This is a genomic window from Micromonospora sp. CNZ286, assembly GCF_014207755.1.
Genome location: NZ_JACHIZ010000001.1, coordinates 3,653,703 through 3,672,380, shown reverse-complemented (window position 1 = coordinate 3,672,380; position 18,678 = coordinate 3,653,703). Strand labels below are relative to the sequence as shown.

General features: G+C 72.5%; 16 protein-coding genes. 7 read left to right on the top strand and 9 right to left on the bottom strand.

The window, feature by feature from the left end; all coding sequences use genetic code 11:
• The first annotated feature begins 14 nt into the window (after positions 1 to 14).
• From FHX31_RS16760 to FHX31_RS16745, 4 genes are all read left to right on the top strand, one after another.
• Positions 15 to 1,403: a glycoside hydrolase family 43 protein gene (locus tag FHX31_RS16760; RefSeq protein WP_184976731.1), complete on the top strand. Its 1,389-nt coding sequence runs from the start codon at positions 15 to 17 to the stop codon at positions 1,401 to 1,403.
• A 14-nt stretch (positions 1,404 to 1,417) separates the two neighbouring features.
• Entirely contained in the window at positions 1,418 to 2,782 is a 1,365-nt protein-coding gene (locus tag FHX31_RS16755; RefSeq protein WP_184976730.1) for a glycoside hydrolase family 43 protein, read from the top strand.
• A 36-nt stretch (positions 2,783 to 2,818) separates the two neighbouring features.
• Positions 2,819 to 4,126: a CE1 family esterase gene (locus FHX31_RS16750; protein WP_184976729.1), complete on the top strand. Its 1,308-nt coding sequence runs from the start codon at positions 2,819 to 2,821 to the stop codon at positions 4,124 to 4,126.
• 88 nt (positions 4,127 to 4,214) lie between these two features.
• Entirely contained in the window at positions 4,215 to 7,025 is a 2,811-nt protein-coding gene (locus FHX31_RS16745) for a glycosyl hydrolase family 95 catalytic domain-containing protein (protein WP_184976728.1), read from the top strand.
• Positions 7,026 to 7,077: 52 nt separating this feature from the next.
• Here the strand turns inward: FHX31_RS16745 and FHX31_RS16740 are convergent, their stop codons facing one another.
• On the bottom strand, positions 7,078 to 7,791 hold the full coding sequence (locus FHX31_RS16740; RefSeq protein ID WP_184976727.1) for a hypothetical protein: 714 nt from the start codon (positions 7,789 to 7,791) through the stop codon (positions 7,078 to 7,080).
• Positions 7,792 to 7,864: 73 nt separating this feature from the next.
• Between FHX31_RS16740 and FHX31_RS16735 the strand changes: the two genes are divergently transcribed.
• On the top strand, positions 7,865 to 8,692 hold the full coding sequence (locus FHX31_RS16735; protein WP_013477132.1) for a PIG-L family deacetylase: 828 nt from the start codon (positions 7,865 to 7,867) through the stop codon (positions 8,690 to 8,692).
• A gap of 34 nt (positions 8,693 to 8,726) precedes the next feature.
• Here the strand turns inward: FHX31_RS16735 and FHX31_RS16730 are convergent, their stop codons facing one another.
• Both FHX31_RS16730 and glnA read right to left on the bottom strand, forming a co-directional pair.
• Entirely contained in the window at positions 8,727 to 9,869 is a 1,143-nt protein-coding gene (locus FHX31_RS16730) for a carboxylate-amine ligase (protein ID WP_184976726.1), read from the bottom strand.
• Positions 9,870 to 10,010: 141 nt separating this feature from the next.
• Positions 10,011 to 11,435 carry a type I glutamate--ammonia ligase gene (gene glnA / locus FHX31_RS16725; RefSeq protein WP_184976725.1) on the bottom strand — a complete coding sequence of 475 codons (1,425 nt, stop codon included), beginning with the start codon at positions 11,433 to 11,435 and terminating at the stop codon, positions 10,011 to 10,013.
• A 233-nt stretch (positions 11,436 to 11,668) separates the two neighbouring features.
• Between glnA and FHX31_RS16720 the strand changes: the two genes are divergently transcribed.
• Together FHX31_RS16720 and FHX31_RS16715 are read left to right on the top strand one after the other, a co-directional pair.
• Positions 11,669 to 13,453 carry an N-acetylglutaminylglutamine amidotransferase gene (locus tag FHX31_RS16720; protein WP_184977804.1) on the top strand — a complete coding sequence of 595 codons (1,785 nt, stop codon included), beginning with the start codon at positions 11,669 to 11,671 and terminating at the stop codon, positions 13,451 to 13,453.
• Positions 13,454 to 13,467: 14 nt separating this feature from the next.
• On the top strand, positions 13,468 to 13,728 hold the full coding sequence (locus FHX31_RS16715; protein WP_013285859.1) for a YegP family protein: 261 nt from the start codon (positions 13,468 to 13,470) through the stop codon (positions 13,726 to 13,728).
• Between the two features lie 89 nt (positions 13,729 to 13,817).
• On the opposite strand, the gene FHX31_RS16710 is transcribed toward FHX31_RS16715, so the two are convergent.
• From FHX31_RS16710 to FHX31_RS16685, 6 genes are all read right to left on the bottom strand, one after another.
• Positions 13,818 to 13,988 (bottom strand): hypothetical protein, encoded by a 171-nt coding sequence (locus FHX31_RS16710; RefSeq protein WP_013285860.1) that lies wholly within the window; start codon positions 13,986 to 13,988, stop codon positions 13,818 to 13,820.
• Between the two features lie 104 nt (positions 13,989 to 14,092).
• Positions 14,093 to 14,794, bottom strand: a complete 702-nt coding sequence (locus FHX31_RS16705; RefSeq protein ID WP_184976724.1) for an aspartate/glutamate racemase family protein — start codon at positions 14,792 to 14,794, stop codon at positions 14,093 to 14,095.
• On the bottom strand, positions 14,791 to 16,071 hold the full coding sequence (locus tag FHX31_RS16700; RefSeq protein WP_184976723.1) for an FAD-dependent oxidoreductase: 1,281 nt from the start codon (positions 16,069 to 16,071) through the stop codon (positions 14,791 to 14,793). The genes FHX31_RS16705 and FHX31_RS16700 overlap by 4 nt, the downstream gene beginning before the upstream one ends.
• Positions 16,072 to 16,084: 13 nt before the next feature.
• Positions 16,085 to 16,963, bottom strand: a complete 879-nt coding sequence (locus FHX31_RS16695; RefSeq protein ID WP_184976722.1) for a family 3 encapsulin nanocompartment shell protein — start codon at positions 16,961 to 16,963, stop codon at positions 16,085 to 16,087.
• A gap of 14 nt (positions 16,964 to 16,977) precedes the next feature.
• Entirely contained in the window at positions 16,978 to 17,817 is an 840-nt protein-coding gene (locus tag FHX31_RS16690; RefSeq protein ID WP_030268995.1) for a class I SAM-dependent methyltransferase, read from the bottom strand.
• 29 nt (positions 17,818 to 17,846) lie between these two features.
• Entirely contained in the window at positions 17,847 to 18,677 is an 831-nt protein-coding gene (locus tag FHX31_RS16685) for an SDR family NAD(P)-dependent oxidoreductase (RefSeq protein ID WP_091328540.1), read from the bottom strand.
• Position 18,678 lies beyond the last annotated feature (1 nt).

Sequence of the window (18,678 nt, the reverse complement as noted above, 5' to 3'; positions counted from 1 at the left end):
AGGGGTTCCGATCCGTGGCGATCAGTCGACGAGCACTCATCAAGGCCGTGGCCGCATCCGGCGCACTCACCGCGGCGTCGGTCACCGGCCTTCCCGGCGTGGCCTGGGCGGCGAACACCGCGTACGCGATGGCCTACTTCACCGAGACGCCGAACTTCCAGGGCGCGGACTACGGGCTGCACCTGGCGGTGAGCCGGGACGGTCTGAACTGGACGCCGTTGAACCAGAACAACCCGGTGGTCACCCCGACGCAGGGGCAGATGGGCCTGCGGGATCCGTTCGTGTTCCGCAAGCGGGACGGCAGGTTCGTCATCCTGGCCACCGATCTCAAGGGCACCAACTTCGGCCTGAACAGCCAGTACCTGCACGTGTGGGACTCGACCGACCTGACCGCTCTCACCGGCTACCGCCGGATCCGGATGCACACGCTGCCCAGCTCGCACACCTGGGCGCCCACGGCGTTCTGGGACGCCGGCCGCGGCCAGTACGGCATCGTCTACTCCTGCAACAGCGGCGGCGACGTGCTCATGGTCAACTACACAAGCGATTTCGTCACAGTCGGCCCGCAGCAGGTGTTCTTCAGCCCCGGCTTCGGTGTGCTCGACGGCGACGTCGTCGTCGACGGCGGCACCACGTACCTCTACTACAAGAACCTGTCCACCGGCCTGCTGCACGGCGCCCGCTCCTCGACCGGCGCGCCGAACAGCTTCACCACGTACACGAGTGGACTGCGGCAGGGCAACGCGATCGAGGCGCCACTGCTGGTCAAGAACAACGACGGCAGCGGCTGGCGGCTCTGGGGCGACTCGTTCAGCCCGGTCAACGCCGACTACTACATCTGGTCCACCTCGAACATCGGCGGCAACTCGTGGACCGCGCTCAACCAGCGCGACTACACGCCGCCGCTGAACGCCAAGCACGGCTCGATCGTCGGGATCAGCGACGCCGAGTACAACGCGATGATCTCCCGGTGGGGCACCCCGAACTGGGTCCGGCTCAAGTCGTCGAACCTGCCCGACCACGTGGTACGGCACAGCAACGGGGTCGGCCGCGTCGACGCGTACCCGTTCGATCCCTACCAGGACCAGATGTGGCGGATGGTGGCCGGCCTGGCCGACCCCGCCGCCGTGTCGTTCGAGTCGGTGAACCGGCCGGGCAGCTTCCTGCGGCACAGCAACTACGCCATCCGCCTCGACCCGAACGACGGGTCGGCCACGTTCCGGGCGGACGCCACCTTCCACCGCACCGCGGGACTCGCCGACGCCTCGTGGACGTCGTTCCGGTCGCACAACTTCCCGGACCGCTACCTGCGGCACGCCAACTACCTGCTGCGGATCGACCCACTCGGCTCGGCGTCGAGCGCGAGCGACCGCCAGGACGCCACCTTCCGCATCACGCCCTGACCGAGGAGGCCGTCATGACCAGAAGACTCCTGCGACGCGGTGTCGCGCTGTTCGCGAGCATGCTCTGCGCGGTCGCGCTGACGCCTGCTGTCGCCCACGCGGACAACCCCGTCGTCCAGACCATCTACACGGCCGACCCGGCGGCGCTGGTGCACAACGGCCGGGTCTACCTCTACACCGGCCACGACGAGGACGGCTCGACCTACTTCACCATGAAGGAGTGGCGGGTCTACTCGTCGGCCGACATGGTCAACTGGACCGACCACGGCTCGCCGATGAACCTGGCCACCTTCAGCTGGGCCAGCGCCGACGCGTGGGCCGGCCAGACCGTCTACCGCAACGGCCGCTTCTACTGGTACGTCCCGGTCAAGAACCGGGCCACCGGCCGGATGGCGATCGGCGTCGGTGTCTCCGACAGCCCGACCGGCCCGTTCCGGGACGCCATCGGCCGTCCGCTGGTGGAGAACGGTGAGATCGACCCGCACGCCTTCGTCGACGACACCGGGCAGGCGTACCTGTACTGGGGCAACCCGAACCTCTGGTACGTGCGGCTGAACGCCGACATGGTGTCGTTCTCCGGCGGCCCGACCCAGATCCCGCTGACCACAGCGGGCTTCGGCGCCCGCAGCGGGAACACCAGCCGTCCCACGCTGTACGAGGAAGGGCCCTGGGTCTACAAGCGCAACGGGACCTACTACAACGTCTTCGCGGCCGAGTGCTGCTCGGAGTTCATCGGCTACTCCACCGCACCCGGCCCGACCGGTCCGTGGACCTACCGCGGCACGATCATGCCCCGCCAGGGCGGCAGCTTCACCAACCACGCCTCGATCATCGACTTCAACGGCGGCTCCTACTTCTTCTACCACAACGGCGCGCTGCAGGGCGGCGGCGGCTTCACCCGGTCCGTGGCGGTGGAGAAGTTCAGCTACCGCTCCGACGGCACCATCCCGACGATCAACATGACCAGCGCCGGCGCACCGCAGGTCGGCACGCTCAACCCGTACGTGCGCCAGGAGGCGGAGACGATCGCCTGGTCCGCCGGCGTCGAGACGGAACCGTCGAGCGAGGGCGGGAGGAACGTCGGCTGGATCGAGAACGGCGACTACATCAAGGTCAAGGGCGTCGCGTTCGGCGCCGGCGCCGGCTCGTTCACCGCCCGGGTGGCCTCGGCGACGGCCGGCGGCCGGATCGAGGTGCGGCTGGGCAGCCCCACCGGCGCCGTGGCCGGCACCTGCGCCGTCGGCGGCACCGGCGGCTGGCAGACGTGGACCACGGTCACCTGCCCGGTCAGTGGCGCCACCGGCACCCAGGACGTGTTCCTGCGCTTCGCCGGCGGCAGCGGCTACCTGCTCAACGTCAACTGGTGGCAGTTCCGCTAGACCGGCCCACCCCACCATCACCGGAGGAGACCTCAGATGTCGAAGCGCAGAACGAGAGCCGGGTCGGTCACCGCCGCGATCCTGCTGGCCCTGGGCATGGGCGCCGCCATGGTCGGCGGCTCACTGGGCGGCAGCGCCCGGGCCGCGGACGTCGGCGCGGCGGCCGCGACGGCCGGCTGCGGGAAGGCCCCGACGCTGGCCAGCGGGACGCACACCGTCACCAGCAGCGGCAAGAACCGCACGTTCATCCTGCGGGTGCCCGACGGCTACGACGTCAACCGCCAGTACCGGCTGGTCGTCGGCTTCCACTGGCGCGGCGGCACCGCCACCGACGTCGCCACCGGCCAGACCGTCCAACGCGACGTGTGGTCGTACTACGGGTTGCAGCGGCTGGCGAACAACAGCACCATCTTCGTCGCGCCGCAGGGGCTCAACAACGGCTGGGCCAACGCCGGCGGCGAGGACATCACCTTCGTCGACGACATCCTGCGCCGTGTCGACGCCGGCCTGTGCGTGGACACCAGCCAGCGCTTCGCGCTCGGGTTCAGCTACGGCGGCGCCATGAGCTACGCGGTCGCCTGCGCCCGGCCCACCGTCTTCCGGGCGGTGGCCGTCTACGCCGGCGGCCAGCTCAGCGGATGCAGCGGCGGCACCCAGCCGACCGCGTACTTCGCCGCGCACGGCATCCGCGACGGCGTCCTCGGCATCGCCGGCGGGCGGACGATGCGCGACCGGTTCGTCCGCAACAACGGCTGCGCCACGCAGAACCCGCCCGAGCCGGGCCAGGGCAGCCTGAGCCACCGCACCACCACGTACGCGGGCTGCCGGGCGGGGTACCCGGTGGTGTGGGCGGCCTTCGACGAGGGACACATCGCCGCCCCGCAGGACGGCGCGCCGGGTGACAGCGGCTCGCGTACCTGGCTGCCGGGGGAGACGTGGCAGTTCTTCACCCAGTTCCAGAGCACGACGCCGCCGCCCACCACGCCCGCGCCGACCACCCCCGGCCCGACCACCCCGCCGCCGTCCGGCGTCACCTGCAAGGTCACCGCGACGGTGAACGCCTGGAACACCGGCCTGACCGAAGACCTCACCCTCACCAACACCGGCGGCAGCGCGATCAACGGCTGGTCGCTGGTCTTCACCCTGCCGGGCGGGCAGGCCATCACCTCCGGCTGGAACGCCACCTACTCGCCCGGCTCCGGTCAGGTGACCGCCCGCAACGTCTCCTACAACTCCACCATCGCGCCCGGCGCCTCGGTCAGCCTCGGCTTCCAGGCGAACCACACCGGCAACACGGCCGCACCGGCGGCGTTCACCCTCAACGGCGTCGCCTGCGCGAGGTAGCCACCGCACCCGGTGCGCGGGCGGGCCGACGCCGGCCCGCCCGCGCACCGGCCGCACCACCACCCGACCCGCCTGCGAGGAGAAGACCATGTCCGACGTGACCCGAAGGAATATCCTCAAGGCCGGCGCGGCCGGGGCCGGTGCCGCGCTGGTGCCGGCCGCCTGGAGCGCCGCCGCACGCGCCGGCTCGGCGGCGCCACCACAGGTGCTGGCCGCGAACGACCTGGCACTCTGGTACGACGAACCGGCCGGCACCGACTGGCTGCGCGCCCTGCCGATCGGCAACGGGCGGCTCGGCGCGATGGTGTTCGGCAACGTCGACACCGAACGGCTCCAGCTCAACGAGGACACCGTCTGGGCCGGCGGCCCGTACGACTCGGCGAACACCAGGGGCGCGGCCAACCTGGCCGAGATCCGGCGTCGGGTCTTCGCCGACCAGTGGACCTCGGCCCAGGACCTGATCAACCAGACCATGATGGGCAGCCCGGGTGGTCAGCTCGCGTACCAGACCGTCGGCGACCTCCGGCTCGCCTTCGGTTCGGCGAGCGGGGCGACGCAGTACAACCGGACGCTCGACCTCACCACCGCCACCGTCACCACCACGTACGTGCAGGGCGGCGTCCGGTACCAGCGGGAGGTGTTCGCCAGCGCGCCCGACCAGGTCATGGTGCTCCGGCTGACCGCCGACCGCGCGAACGCGATCACGTTCTCCGCCGCGTTCGACAGCCCGCAGCGGACCACCGTGTCCAGCCCGGACGGCGCGACCGTCGCGCTCGACGGCGTCTCCGGGTCGATGGAGGGGGTCACCGGCTCGGTACGGTTCCTCGCGCTGGCGAACGCCGCCGTCACCGGCGGCACGGTCAGCAGCTCCGGCGGCACGCTGCGGGTGTCCGGCGCCACCAGCGTGACGGTCCTGGTCTCGATCGGGTCCAGCTACGTCAACTACCGCACCGTCAACGGCGACTACCAGGGCATCGCCCGCAACCGGCTGAACGCCGCCAAGAGCGTCGCCGTCGACCAGCTCCGCACCCGCCACCGCGCCGACTACCAGGCGCTGTTCGACCGGGTCACGATCGACCTGGGCCGCACGGCCGCCGCCGACCAGCCCACCGACGTACGGATCGCGCAGCACGCGAGCACCAACGACCCGCAGTTCGCCGCGCTGCTGTTCCAGTTCGGGCGGTACCTGCTGATCTCCTCCTCGCGGCCGGGCACCCAGCCGGCGAACCTCCAGGGCGTCTGGAACGACTCGCTGACGCCGTCCTGGGACTCGAAGTACACGGTCAACGCCAACCTGCCGATGAACTACTGGCCGGCCGACACCACGAACCTGTCCGAGTGCTTCCTGCCGGTCTTCGACATGGTCAAGGACCTCACCGTGACCGGCGCGCGGGTCGCCCAGGCGCAGTACGGCGCCGGCGGCTGGGTCACCCACCACAACACCGACGCCTGGCGGGGCGCGTCGGTCGTGGACGGCGCGTTCTGGGGCATGTGGCAGACCGGCGGGGCCTGGCTGAGCACGCTCATCTGGGACCACTACCTGTTCACCGGCGACAGCGGTTTCCTGCAGGCCAACTACCCGGCGCTCAAGGGCGCCGCCCAGTTCTTCCTCGACACCCTGGTCGCCCACCCGACGCTCGGCTACCTGGTGACGAACCCGTCGAACTCGCCGGAGCTGGCGCACCACGCGAACGCCAGCGTCTGCGCCGGCCCGACGATGGACAACCAGATCCTGCGCGACCTGTTCGACGCCGCGGCCCGGGCCAGCGAGGTGCTCGGCGTCGACACCACCTTCCGGTCTCAGGTGCGCACCGCCAGGGACCGGCTGCCGCCGAGCCGCGTCGGCTCGCGGGGGAACGTGCAGGAGTGGCTGGCCGACTGGGTCGAGACCGAACGCACCCATCGGCACGTCTCCCACCTGTACGGGCTGCACCCCGGCAACCAGATCACCAGGCGCGGCACCCCGGCGCTGTACGAGGCCGCCCGCAGGACGCTGGAGCTGCGGGGCGACGACGGGACCGGCTGGTCCCTCGCCTGGAAGATCAATTTCTGGGCGCGGCTGGAGGACGGCGCCCGCGCCCACAAGCTCCTGCGCGACCTGGTACGCACCGACCGGCTCGCGCCGAACATGTTCGACCTGCACCCGCCGTTCCAGATCGACGGCAACTTCGGCGCTACCTCGGGCATCGCCGAGATGCTGCTGCACAGCCACACCGGCGAGCTGCACCTGCTGCCCGCGCTGCCGCCCGCCTGGCCCGCCGGGCAGGTCGCGGGCCTGCGCGGCCGGGGCGGCTACACGGTGTCGCTGACCTGGAGCAGCGGCCAGGCCGACGAGATCACCGTCCGCGCCGACCGCGACGGCACGCTGCGACTGCGGTCCCGGCTGTTCACCGGGAGCTTCACCCTCGCCGACGTCACCGACGGCAGCACACCCGCCACCACCCGGCCGGAGTCCGACGTCGTCGCGCTCACCGTCCGCGCCGGGCACACCTACCGCGCGGCCCGGCCCGGCGTGACGCCGTCGCCGACCCCGACCGTCACACCCACATCGAGTACGACGCCGAGCCCGGCGCCCACCACCAGCTCCCCGGCGCCGTCCGGCGCGCGTGCCACGTACGCGATCACCGGCTCGTGGTCCGGTGGCTTCCAGGCCGAGGTCACGGTGACCGCCGGCGCCACCGCGATCCGCGGCTGGACGGTCTCCTGGACGTTCCCGAACGGGCAGGTGATCAACCAGATCTGGAGCGGCACACACACCCAGAACGGCGCGAACGTGACGGTGCGCAACGTCGACTACAACGGCTCGGTGCCGGCCGGCGGCTCCACCACGTTCGGCTTCATCGGTGCCGTCAACGGCAGCAACAACCCGCCGGCGAACCTCACCTGCACGACCACCTGAGCACCGACGCACCCCGCTTCGGCCACCCGGCCGGGGCGGGGCGTGCCGCCGGTCAGGCCAGCAGCGTCTCGCGCAGCCGCGCGCCCAGGTTCAGCTCGCCGACCACGCGGGGACCGGCCGGGTCGTACACGGCGATGCGGTGATTGCGGCGCATCATCTCCCGTACCGCCGGCGGCAGCCGGGGCGGGTCGTCCATCGTCGCGAGCACCCGCGCGCCGGTGCCCATCAGCCGCTCCACGAGCGTCGCGCTGTCGGTGTCCACACGCACCCGGCCGAACTCCCAGCCGGCGGTGGTCAGGTCGAGCACCTCGAACAGGCGCGTCACGAACGGCTGCGGGTCGGTCACCCGGTCCAGCCGGTCGGCTCGCCCGCCGACCACCGCCACGGCGGCGCTGACCTGCGCGTACGGGTGCAGCCCGCTGGGTAGCGCGCCGAGCGGCCAGCGCAGCGCCCGTCCGGCCTCCTTCCACAGGGGCCGGTAGTTGCGGCGGTGCACCAGCAGCCGCCGCCCGGTGCGCCGGAACACCTCCTGCGCCTGGCCCTGGAGGTCGGCGTGCGACTGGTCGGCGGCCTCGCAGACGATCCCGGCGGCCACCACGAGACCGTCGTCATCGGACAGCAGCCGGGTGATCGCGTCGGCCTGCTCCGGGAACCGGAGGCGGGCGTGCGCCCCGTAGGACCGCCGCACGTCCCGCAGGAGCTCCTGCTGACGTGCGGGGTCCAGTTCGACCCGTCCGCCACCGAGCAACCGCTGGAGCCAACCCATCGCGCCTCGCTTCCGTCGCCGTCTGCGGACCGGGCAATGCTAGTTCGTCGGCCGATGCTCGTATGGTGACGGGGTGACCGATCGATCCCTGACCCTGATGGCGGTGCACGCGCACCCCGACGACGAGGCGACGAGCACCGGCGGTGTCCTGGCGCGCTATGCGGCCGAGGGCGTCACCACTGTGCTCGTGACGTGCACCGACGGGGGGTGCGGCGACGGTCCCGGCGGGATCAAACCGGGCGACCCCGGGCACGACCCGAAGGCCGTGGTCGAGATGCGCCGCGCCGAGCTGGCCGCCAGTTGCGAGGCGCTCAAGGTCACCCACCTGGAGACGCTCGACTACGGCGACTCCGGGATGATGGGCTGGGCGACGAACGACGCGCCCGGCGCGTTCTGGAACACGCCGGTGGCCGAGGCGGCCGACCGGCTGGCCGAGCTGATCCGGCGCTACCGCCCCGACGTGGTGGTCACCTACGACGAGAACGGCTTCTACGGCCATCCGGACCACATCCAGGCCCACCGGATCACCATGGCCGCTGTGGAGCAGACCGGCATTCCGGCCAAGGTCTACTGGACCACAGTGCCGCGCAGCGCGTTCCAGCAGTTCGGCACCGTCATGAAGGAGATCGGGGTGGAGTTCCCCGAGCCGGAGGCGACCGACGAGATGCCGGCGCTGGGCCTGCCGGACGACGAGATCACCACCTGGGTCGACACCAGCGGCTACGGCGGGCAGAAGTTCGCCTCGCTCGCCGCGCACGCCAGCCAGGCGGAGAACATCTTCTTCCTGCGCCTGGGGCAGGAGCGGTTCACCGAGCTGATGGGCATGGAGACGTTCGTGCGGGTTCGCGACACCACCGGCGCGGCCACACCCGAGGACGACCTGTTCGCCGGGTTGCGCTGACCGGTCGCCGGTCCGGTCCGGGGAGGTCATCGACTCACGTCGAGACGGTCTGCGCGGCTAGGTGATCGAGCACGGCGCGGACGTCCCCGCCGGTCCCGGCCATGATCCGTCGTTGCCGGGTGGCGCCGGTGCCGTCCCGGCGCACCCGGTCCAGCTCGCGCCGGACCAGATCCAGGTCACCGTGGCGGGCCAGCGCGGGCGTGACGGTGACGACCAGGTCGTCGACGAGGTCCCAGGCCGGCCGGGGCCGACCGGAGCGCAGGTCCACGAGCTTGCCGTCGACGCCGTCGTGGGCGGCCCGCCAGTGCGCGGCGGCGACCAGGCAGTCCCGGATGCGGGGTGCGGGCACACCGGCGCGGACGTCGTCGATCAGGGTGGCCACGAGCGCCCGGACCAGCCCGGCGACCAGCACCGTGTCGTCGACTGTGGGGCACACGTCGCCGACCCGGACCTCCACCGTCGGGTACGCCGCGGACGGGCGGGCGTACCAGTAGACCATCGCGGCGTCGAGCATGATCCCGGCGGTGATCAGGTCCGCCACCGTGGCGTCGTAGTCGGCGGCGGAGTCGAAGTGCGGTGTCGGTCCGATGCTCGGCCACCGTTCCAGCTGCATCGAGCGCCAGCTCGCGTGGCCGGTGTCCCGCCCGTCGCGCAGCGGCGAGTTCGCGGTGAGCGCCTGCACCACCGGCAGCCACGGGCGCAGGTGGTTGCAGACCTGCACTGCCAGTTCCCGGTCCGGCACGCCGACGTGGACGTGGCAGCCGCAGACCGCCGGGTCGTGGGCCACCGGGCCGAACCGGCGGGACATTTCGTGGTAGCGCTGCTCGTCGGGCACCGTGCGGTGGGCCTCGCAGACCGGGGTGGCACCGACGGCGACCAGCCGCGCCCCGGCCGCGTCGGCCGCCTGCGCGGCCGCCCGGCGCAGCGTGACCAGGTGCTCCCGCAGCTCTCCGAGATCGGGACTGACCGGCGTCACCATCTCGACCATGCTGTGCCGGAACTCCTGCCGGCTCTGCTCGCGGGCGGTGCCGGACAGCGCGCCGCGTACCCGGTCGGCGACCGGCATGCTCTCGCCGGTGGCCGGGTCCAGCAGCAGGAACTCCTCTTCCACCCCGAGGGTCAGGACGGTGGGGATCTGCGGGGTGGTGGTGGCGGTGGTGGTGGGCCGCGGCCTCACCGACGGCTCCACCGGCACGGAACGGTCGGCGTGTCGTCGTGAGGCGGAGTCATGTCTCGACGGTACGAGGGCGGGGGCCGGCCCGAGGCCGTTTCCGCCGACCACCGCCCCCGCGGGTGGCGGGGGCGGTGGCGGTACGGCTCAGCAGTCGAAGTAGAGCGCGAACTCGTGCGGGGTCGGGCGCAGACGCACCGGGTCGACCTCGTTGGCGTTCTTCCAGTCGACCCAGGTGGAGATCAGGTCGTCGGTGAAGACCCCGCCGTCGAGCAGGTAGTCGTGGTCGGTCTCCAGCGCCGCCAGCGCCTCGGGCAGCGAACCCGGGACCTGCTTGACGTCGCCCCACTCCTCCGGCGGCAGGTCGTAGAGGTCCTTGTCGATCGGCGCCGGCGGCTCGATCTTGTTCTTGATGCCGTCCAGACCGGCCATGAGCATGGCGGAGAACGCCAGGTACGGGTTGCTGGACGGATCGGGGACGCGGAACTCGACGCGCTTGGCCTTGGGGTTGCTGCCGGTGACCGGGATGCGGGTGCACGCGGAGCGGTTGCGCTGCGAGTAGACCAGGTTGACCGGCGCCTCGAAGCCCGGCACCAGACGACGGTAGGAGTTCACCGTCGGGTTGGTGAAGGCCAGCAGCGACGGGGCGTGGTGCAGCAGGCCGCCGATGTACCAGCGGGCGGTGTCGGACAGGCCGGCGTAGCCGGTCTCGTCGTAGAACAGCGGTTCGCCGCCGCGCCAGAGGCTCTGGTGGGTGTGCATGCCGGAGCCGTTGTCACCGAACAGCGGCTTCGGCATGAACGTGGCGGTCTTGCCGTGCGCCCACGCCTCGTTCTTGATCAGGTACTTGAACAGCTGAAGCTCGTCGGCCGAGTGCAGCAGCGTCGAGAACCTGTAGTTGATCTCGGACTGCCCGCCGGTGCCCACCTCGTGGTGCGACCGCTCCACGGTGAAACCGGCGTCCACCATCCGGCGGACCATGCTGTCGCGCAGGTCGGCGTAGTGGTCCACCGGCGGCACCGGGAAGTAGCCGCCCTTGTAGGCGGTCTTGTAACCGCGGTTGCCGCCCTCCTCGATCCGCCCGCTGTTCCAGGCGCCCTCGATCGAGTCGATGTAGTAGAACGACTGGTGCGCCGAGGTCTCGTGGCGGATCGAGTCGAAGATGTAGAACTCCGCCTCCGCGCCGAAGTAGGCGGTGTCGGCGATGCCGCTCGCCGCCAGGTACGCCTCGGCCTTCTTCGCCACGTTGCGCGGGTCGCGGGAGTACGCCTCGCGGGTGAACGGGTCGTGGACGAAGAAGTTCAACGCGACGGTCTTCTGCGTGCGGAACGGGTCCACGAACGCGGTCGCCACGTCCGGCAGCAGCAGCATGTCCGACTCGTGGATCGACTGGAAACCACGGATCGACGAGCCGTCGAAGGCGAGACCGTCGGTGAACACGCTGTCGTCGAACGACTCGACCGGCAGGTTGAAGTGCTGCATCACGCCGGGCAGGTCACAGAAACGTACGTCGACGAACTTCACGTCCTCGTCGGTGAGGTATCGCAGGAGTTCCTCGGAATTGGCGAACACACGTCCTCCTGGCAGGCGTCGTTGATCCTGGCCACGTCCCGTGGCCGGACCGCCCGGGGACATGGCCCGTACCGCCACCGTACGACGGCGCGCCGTGCCCGGCTCGCCAACAGCCCATCCGGGTTTCCTTCGCCACAGGCCGGGTAGTCGCCGTACCCGGCGGACCGCCCGGGAGACGACGTGGCGGGAGGTTGGCGTGGTGGGTGCTCCCCGACTGACCGGTGGACGCTGAGATGTGCGGGATCAGCGGTGAGGCCAGATTCGACGGGGCCGCCCCCGACGCCGCCGCGGTGACCCGGATGACCGCCGCCATGCGCTCACGCGGCCCGGACGGCGAGGGCACGTGGAGTGATGGCTGGATCACCCTCGGGCACCGACGGTTGACGGTGATCGACCTGTCCGAGGCCGGCGCCCAGCCGATGGTCCGCGACGACCTCGGCCTGGCCCTGGTCTTCAACGGCTGCGTCTACAACTACCCGGAGCTGCGCGACGAGCTGCGCGCGGCCGGGCACACCTTCCGCAGCACCAGCGACACCGAGGTGATCCTGGTGGCGTACGCGCAGTGGGGGGAGCGGTTCGTCGACCACCTGGTCGGCATGTTCGCGGTCGCGCTGGTGGACCGGCGGCGCCGCCGCCTCGTGCTGGCCCGCGACCGGCTCGGCATCAAGCCGCTCTACCTCGCCGAGTCGCCCGGCCGGATCCGGTTCGCCTCCACGCTGCCGGCGCTGCTGGCCGGCGGTGACGTCGACACCGGCATCGACCCGGTCGCGCTGCACCACTACCTGTCCTGGCACTCGATCGTGCCGGCGCCCCGCACGATCCTGCGCGGGATACGCAAGCTGCCGCCGGCCACCGTCCGGGTGATCGAGGCCGACGGGCGCAGCCGGGAGCGCGTCTACTGGCGGCCCGAGTACCGGCGCGACCCGACCCACGACGGCATGGACGCCGCCGACTGGCGGGCCGCCGTCGGGGACGCGCTGCGCACCGCCGTACGCCGCCGGCTGGTCGCGGACGTGCCGGTCGGGGTGCTGCTCTCCGGCGGGCTCGACTCCAGCATGATCGTGGCGTTGCTCGACGACGCCGGACAGCACCACCTCCAGACGTTCAGCATCGGCTTCGACAGCCGCGGCGACGAGACCGGCGACGAGTTCCACTACTCCGACCTGGTGGCCCGCACGTTCGGCACCGACCACCACCGCATCCGGCTCGCCGACGGCGATCTCGGTCCGGCCGTACGCGCCACCGTGGCGGCCATGACCGAACCGATGGGCAGCCACGACGTGGTGGCGTTCCACCTGCTCGGAGAGCAGGTGGCCCGGCACGTGAAGGTGGCGCAGTCCGGCCAGGGCGCCGACGAGGTGTTCGCCGGCTACGGCTACCACCACCGGCTGGCCCGCTCGCCCCGAGAGGACGCGGTGGCCGAGTTCACCGCCGCGTTCTTCGACCGCGACCACGCCGAGCTGACCGAGGTGGTCGAACCGGCGTACGCCTGCGACGGTGACGCCTCCGGCGAGCTGGTCGCCGCGGACCTGGCCGCGCCGGGCGCGCAGACCGCCGTGGACGCGGTGCTGCGCCTGGACACCCACCTGATGCTGCCCGACGACCCGGTCAAGCGGGTGGACAGCATGAGCATGGCGTGGGGGCTGGAGGTGCGTACGCCCTTCCTCGACCAGGACCTGGTCACGCTCGCCGCGGCGTGCCCGCCGGAGCACAAGCTGGCGCAGGGCGGCAAGGGTGTGCTCAAGGACGTGGCCCGCGAGGTGCTGCCGGCCGAGGTCATCGACCGGCCCAAGGGCTACTTCCCGGTGCCGGCGCTGCGCAACGTCGACGGTCCCGTGCGAGAGTTGGTGGTCGAGGCGCTGGGTGCGCCCGAGGCGCGCCGGCGCGGGCTGTTCCGCCGGGCGTACGTCGACGAGCTGCTGGCCGAGCCGGACCGGGCCCAGGCCGCCGCCGGCAGCAACAAGTTGTGGCAACTGGGCCTGCTGGAGCTGTGGTTGCAGACGCACGGCGTGAGCTGAGCGGGAGGAGCGCTGTGAAGTTCGTCATCGAGAGCGAGGCCGACGGCAGTGTGGGGTTCACGGTCGTCGGCGGCGACGGTCAGGTGCTCGCCACCGGGGCGCCCTGCCCGGACAAGGGCTCGGCGCTCGCGGTCGTCGGGGAGCTGATGCACGGGCTGGGCGACGCCTGCGTGGAGGACCGCACCGAGGCCGGTGCCGGGCCGGTGGCCGGCACCCGGACCGAGATCGGCGACGACATGTCGGACATCGGCCGCTCCGGCATCCCGCCGGTCTGACGCGGCACGTCCTGGCGGCGTGACGGCGATCCGCCGGTCCGGCCGCGACACGTCCCGCCCGGCCGACGAGCCCGGGCGGGACGGTGCGCTCACTGCTCGTCGTCGAGCACGTCGGTGTGGCCGTCCCGGGTGACGGTGGGCGGCAGGTGCTCGTCCGGCTGGGGCGCCTCGGCGAGCGTGTGGTGCGGGTCGCCGTCGGGCGAGAACAGCACCCGATCGGTCTTGCGGGTCTTCTCCTGCTCCTCCTCCGGCTCCGTCACCGCGTTCTCCCTCCGCTCACCGGCGTCCCGGGCAGGCCGCCCCTCGTCCCACGCTAAGCGCCGGACGAGCGCCGGGAGCCGGTTTCCGCGCGACGGCCCCGCGGTCACCCACCGGGACGGTACGGCCGCCGGGTGAGGCTCGCGTACGCCATCGTGGTCAGCGTGACGATGTCGAACACCGGCACACCCAACCGCGCCTGGATCCGGTGGGCGAACGGCACCAGGTCGGTGCACTCGACGACCAGCGCCCCCAGGTCCGGGTGCGCGCGGGCCAGCGCGTCGACCCGCTCGTCCACCTCGGCCGCCAGCCGCCCGACGTCGATGGCGTCGCGCCGCCCCTCCAGCATCACCTCGCGGAACTCCGGCTGCCCGGCCATGCCGGTGACCGCCACCGGGACGTCGGCGGCGCCGATCGCGGCCAGGTGGCGCGGGGTCAGGGCGGCCTCGTCGGCGACCAGCAGCCCGACCGGGCGCCCGACCATGCGGTGCACCATCGGCAGTTGCACCAGGCTCGACGACCACAGCGGGACGCGCACCGCGGCGGCGAGTTCGGCCTGGAACAGGACGAGGAACCCGCACGCCCCGGTGATCCCGGCGACCCCGGCCGCCTCCAGGTCGCGGGCCGCGTCGACGAACGGTCGCAGCAGCGTCGGGTCGGCCTCGCGGACCAGCCGCTGCGGGGTGGCGCCCTCCACCACCCGGTAGCGCACGGGGAAGTCGAACGTGTCCGGGTTGCGGATGTGCCCGGGGATCTTGTCGAAGCTGGTGTCGAGGCAGAGCACGCCGATCTCCGGCCGGTCGCTCACGAGATCCCCTTCCGGAAGCGGTCCAGGGCGAACGTCTCCAGCGGCAGGTCCGGCTCGGCGCCGGAGACGAGCTGGGCGAGCAGCCGTCCGCCGGCCGGGGCCAGGCCCATCCCGATGTGCCCGTGCCCGGTGGCCACGCTGACGTTGTCGTAGCCGTCGGCCCGCCCGATCAGCGGCAGGCTGTCCGGGGTGCACGGACGCAGGCCGCTCCACACGTCCAGCCGGCGGCCGGTGTCCAGCGCCGGCAGGTACCGCCGCGCGGTGTGCAGGATCCCGTCGACGCGGCGCGGTGAGATCGACGTGTCCAGCCCGGACAGCTCCAGCGTGCCACCGACGCGTACCCGGTCACCCAGCGGCATCACGGCGACCTTGCCCTCGCTGAGCAGCACCGGCCGGGTGGGCGTGCGCGGCCCGGCGGGCAGCGTGACGGTGTAGCCCTTCGCCGGTTGCAGCGTCAGCCCGACGTCGAGCATCCGGGCGCAGGCCGCCGACCACACCCCGGCGGCGATCACCACCTCGGCCGGGCGCAGCTCGCCCCGGGCCGTGCGCACCGCGCGTACGCGCCGCCCGGTCACCTCGAAGTCGCGTACCTCCGCGCCGGTGACGATGTCCACGCCCCGGGCCCGCAGCGCCCGCGCGAGCGCCACCAGGAACGCCGGGATGCGCAGCGCGGCGCCCTCCTCGTTGAGCAGCGTCCCGGCCACCGCGAAGTCGACGCCGGGTTCCAGCCGGGCCAGCTCGGCCCGGTCCAGCTCGCGCAGCGGCACGCCACGCGCGGTCGCCGCCGGGATCGTCCGGCGCGCCTTCGCGTACCCCTGCTCGGTGTGGCAGGCGAGGATCATGCCGCGTTCGGTGAGCGTCCCGGCCAGCTCGTCCTCGGCGCAGATCTCGCGCAGCAGCGCGAGGCTGCGCTGTTTGAGCGCGAGCAGCGTCTCGAACCCGGCGCGGGCGTGCCGTTCGGTGCAGTGCCGGCGGAAGTGCCAGAGCCAGGCCAGCAGCGCGCCGTCCAGCCGGGGCCGGACCGCGAACGGGCTCTCCGGGCGCAACAGCCAGCGGATCCCGGTGGCCGGCACCCCCGGCTCGGCCAGCGGCGCCGAGCCCTGGGTGCCGACGAAACCGGTGTTCCCGGCCGAGCAGGCCGCCGCGTCGCCGACCTCGCCCCGGTCCACCACCGTCACGCTGAGCCCGGCGCGGCGCAGGAACCAGGCGCAGCACAGGCCCACCACGCCCGCGCCGACCACCAGCACGTCGGGGTCGGTACGGCCCGGCGTCGTCATCAGTCGCCGCCGGTCAGAGCGTCACGACGAAGAAGCAGGTGGGCAGGTTCACCACGACCCGCTCCCAGATCTCGGCGCGCAGTGCCACACCGGGTTCGGCGAACGTGCCCGGCGGCGGTTCGGCGAACGCGATGGTGGACCGGCCGGCGTCGAACAGCAGCGCGCCGTGTCCGAAGTCCCCGACGATCGCGGTGCCCGGGTCGACCAGCCGGGTACGCACGATGAACACGCCGTTGTCCTCCACGTCCCGCATCAGCGAGCCGCTGCCCAGCAGGCGGTAGTAGTCGGCCGGATTGATGATCAGCCCGTCGGCGGTGCTGCCCATCTGCTCGACCTCGTTGCACGCGGCCAGGACGGTGGACGCGAACGGTCCCGGGTCGGTGAGCCGGCCCAGGTCCGGCATGGTCAGCAGCCCGCCCTCGCCGCGCAGGATGGTGTGGTTCTCGGCCGTGGCCAGCCGCACCACCAGCCGGTAGTCGATGAACTGCGCGAAGCTGACCGGGTCCTCCCACAACGTGTCCGGCACCTGCACCCACGCGGTGGTGGTGAGCAGCGGCGGGATGGGGGAGCGGTGGAAGTGGTTGGCCGCCTCCCGGCGCAGGTCCGCGCCGTCCACCGCCGGGTCGTCCGGGCGAGGCGGGCTCTCGTGCCAGTAGTAGTCCTGCGGATCCCGGGACAGGTCCACCACCTTGAGCATGTTCCGCGACGGGTAGCGGGGCTTGCGCCGGGAACTGGTGAGCGAGTCGGTGATCGTCACGTCGTAGTCGACGCTGGTGTCGAAGCCGTCCTTGGCGAACGCCTCGACGAACGTCGCGCCGGGCGACATCTGCGTCTTCCGCTCGGCGACCACCTCGGCGATCGTCCGCTTCACGGTGTCGGTGCGCTGCGACATCTGCTGTCCCTCCCTCAGGCCGGCTTGCGGGCGACGAACATGCCCCAGCCGAACTCGCCCCTGTCGATCGCCGCCTGGATCTCGTCGCACGAGTCGGCGAAGCCGAGGATCCAGGTCCGCGCCGCCTCGTCCGCCGTCGTCTCCGCGCGCTCCCGGGCGGTGCGGCCCAGCACCCGGTACGTCTGCCTGATGTGCGCGTCGAGACTGCGCGCGACCACGTCCACGAACCCGGCCTCGGTCAGCGCCCGGCGGTAGCCGTCGAGCGAGTAGCCGTCGTTCCAGCGCACCCGGTCGTAGACGTGCCGGCGGGCCGCCTCGCCGATCCGCTCGGTGGGCTGGAGGAAGTCGGACACCGCGAGCACCCCGCCGGGGGCGAGCACCCGGAACATCTCGGCGTGGCTGCGCGGCTTGTCCGGCACCAGGAACAGCGCGTCCTGACTGACCACGTGCGTGAACGTGCCGTCGTCGTACGGCAGGGCGGTGGCCGAGCCGTGCCGGAACGACACCGGAAGCGAGGCGCCCCGCTCGGCGCGCCGCTGCTCGGCGAAGCGCACCCGCTCGATGCTCAGGTCCAGCCCCTCGCCCCGGCATCCGGTACGGGCGGCCAGGCGCAGCAGGAAGTTGCCGCAGCCGCAACCCACGTCGAGCACGTTCGACGACGCGTCGATCCCGGCGTCCGCGGCCAGGATGTCGGAGGTCCGGTCGGCCGCCGCGTGGTAGTCGGTGTCGTCCTCCCCGGCGAAGTAGCCGGTGTGCAGCACGCCCTCGCTGTCCCAGAAGCTGAGGTACGTCTGCGTGGTCTGGTCGAAGAACTCGGAGACGTCCCGCTCGGTGAACCGGCTGGTCGTGGACATGGGCACTCCCTTGTGCGGCGGTCGGTGGGTCAGGCGTAGGTGTCCTTGCGGACGCCGGTGAGGTGGGGCAGGTCGGGGCCGGTGGCGGCGGCGCCGCCGTCGATCAGGTGCACCCCGGCGGTCACGTACGACGCGCGTTCGCCGGCCAGGAACGCGGCCACCGCGGCGACCTCCTCGGGCCGGGCCAGCCGCCCGACGGCGCTGTGGTGGCCCATCGCGGCCAGCCGCGCCTCGACGTCGCCGTCCGCGCCGGCGAGCCGGGCCGCGGCGCGTTCCATCGGCGGCGTCCGCACCCCGCCGGGTGCGAGCACGTTCACGGTGATGCCGTCGCGGCCCACGTCGACGGCGAGGCCCTGGGCGAAGCGGACCAGCGCCGCCCGGGTCACCCCGGACAGCACGAGCGGGCCGATCGGCACGCAGGCGGTCTCGGAGGCCACCAGCAGCAGCCGGCCCCAGCCCGCGGCACGCATGTGCGGCAGCGCGGCCATCGACACCGCTACCGCCGGCAGCAGCACCCGGTCGACGGCCGCCCGGTAGTCGTCCGTGCCGAACCCGGTGGCGGTGCCCACGGGCGGGCTGCCGCCGCTGACCAGCAGCACGTCCACCCCGCCCAACTCCTCGGCGACCCGGTCCACCCAGCGGGCGGCGGCGCCGGTGTCGGTGAGGTCCACGCCGGTCGCGCTGACCCGGCCGGACGCCACAGCCGTCAGCTCCCGTTCGGCGGCGGCCAGCCGCTGCGGGTCACGCCCGCAGACCGCCACGTGCGCGCCCTCCACGGCGAACTCCCTCGCGCAGGCCAGCCCGATGCCGCTGGTGCCGCCGGCGACGAGCGCCACCCGGCCCCTGAGCCCCAGATCCACG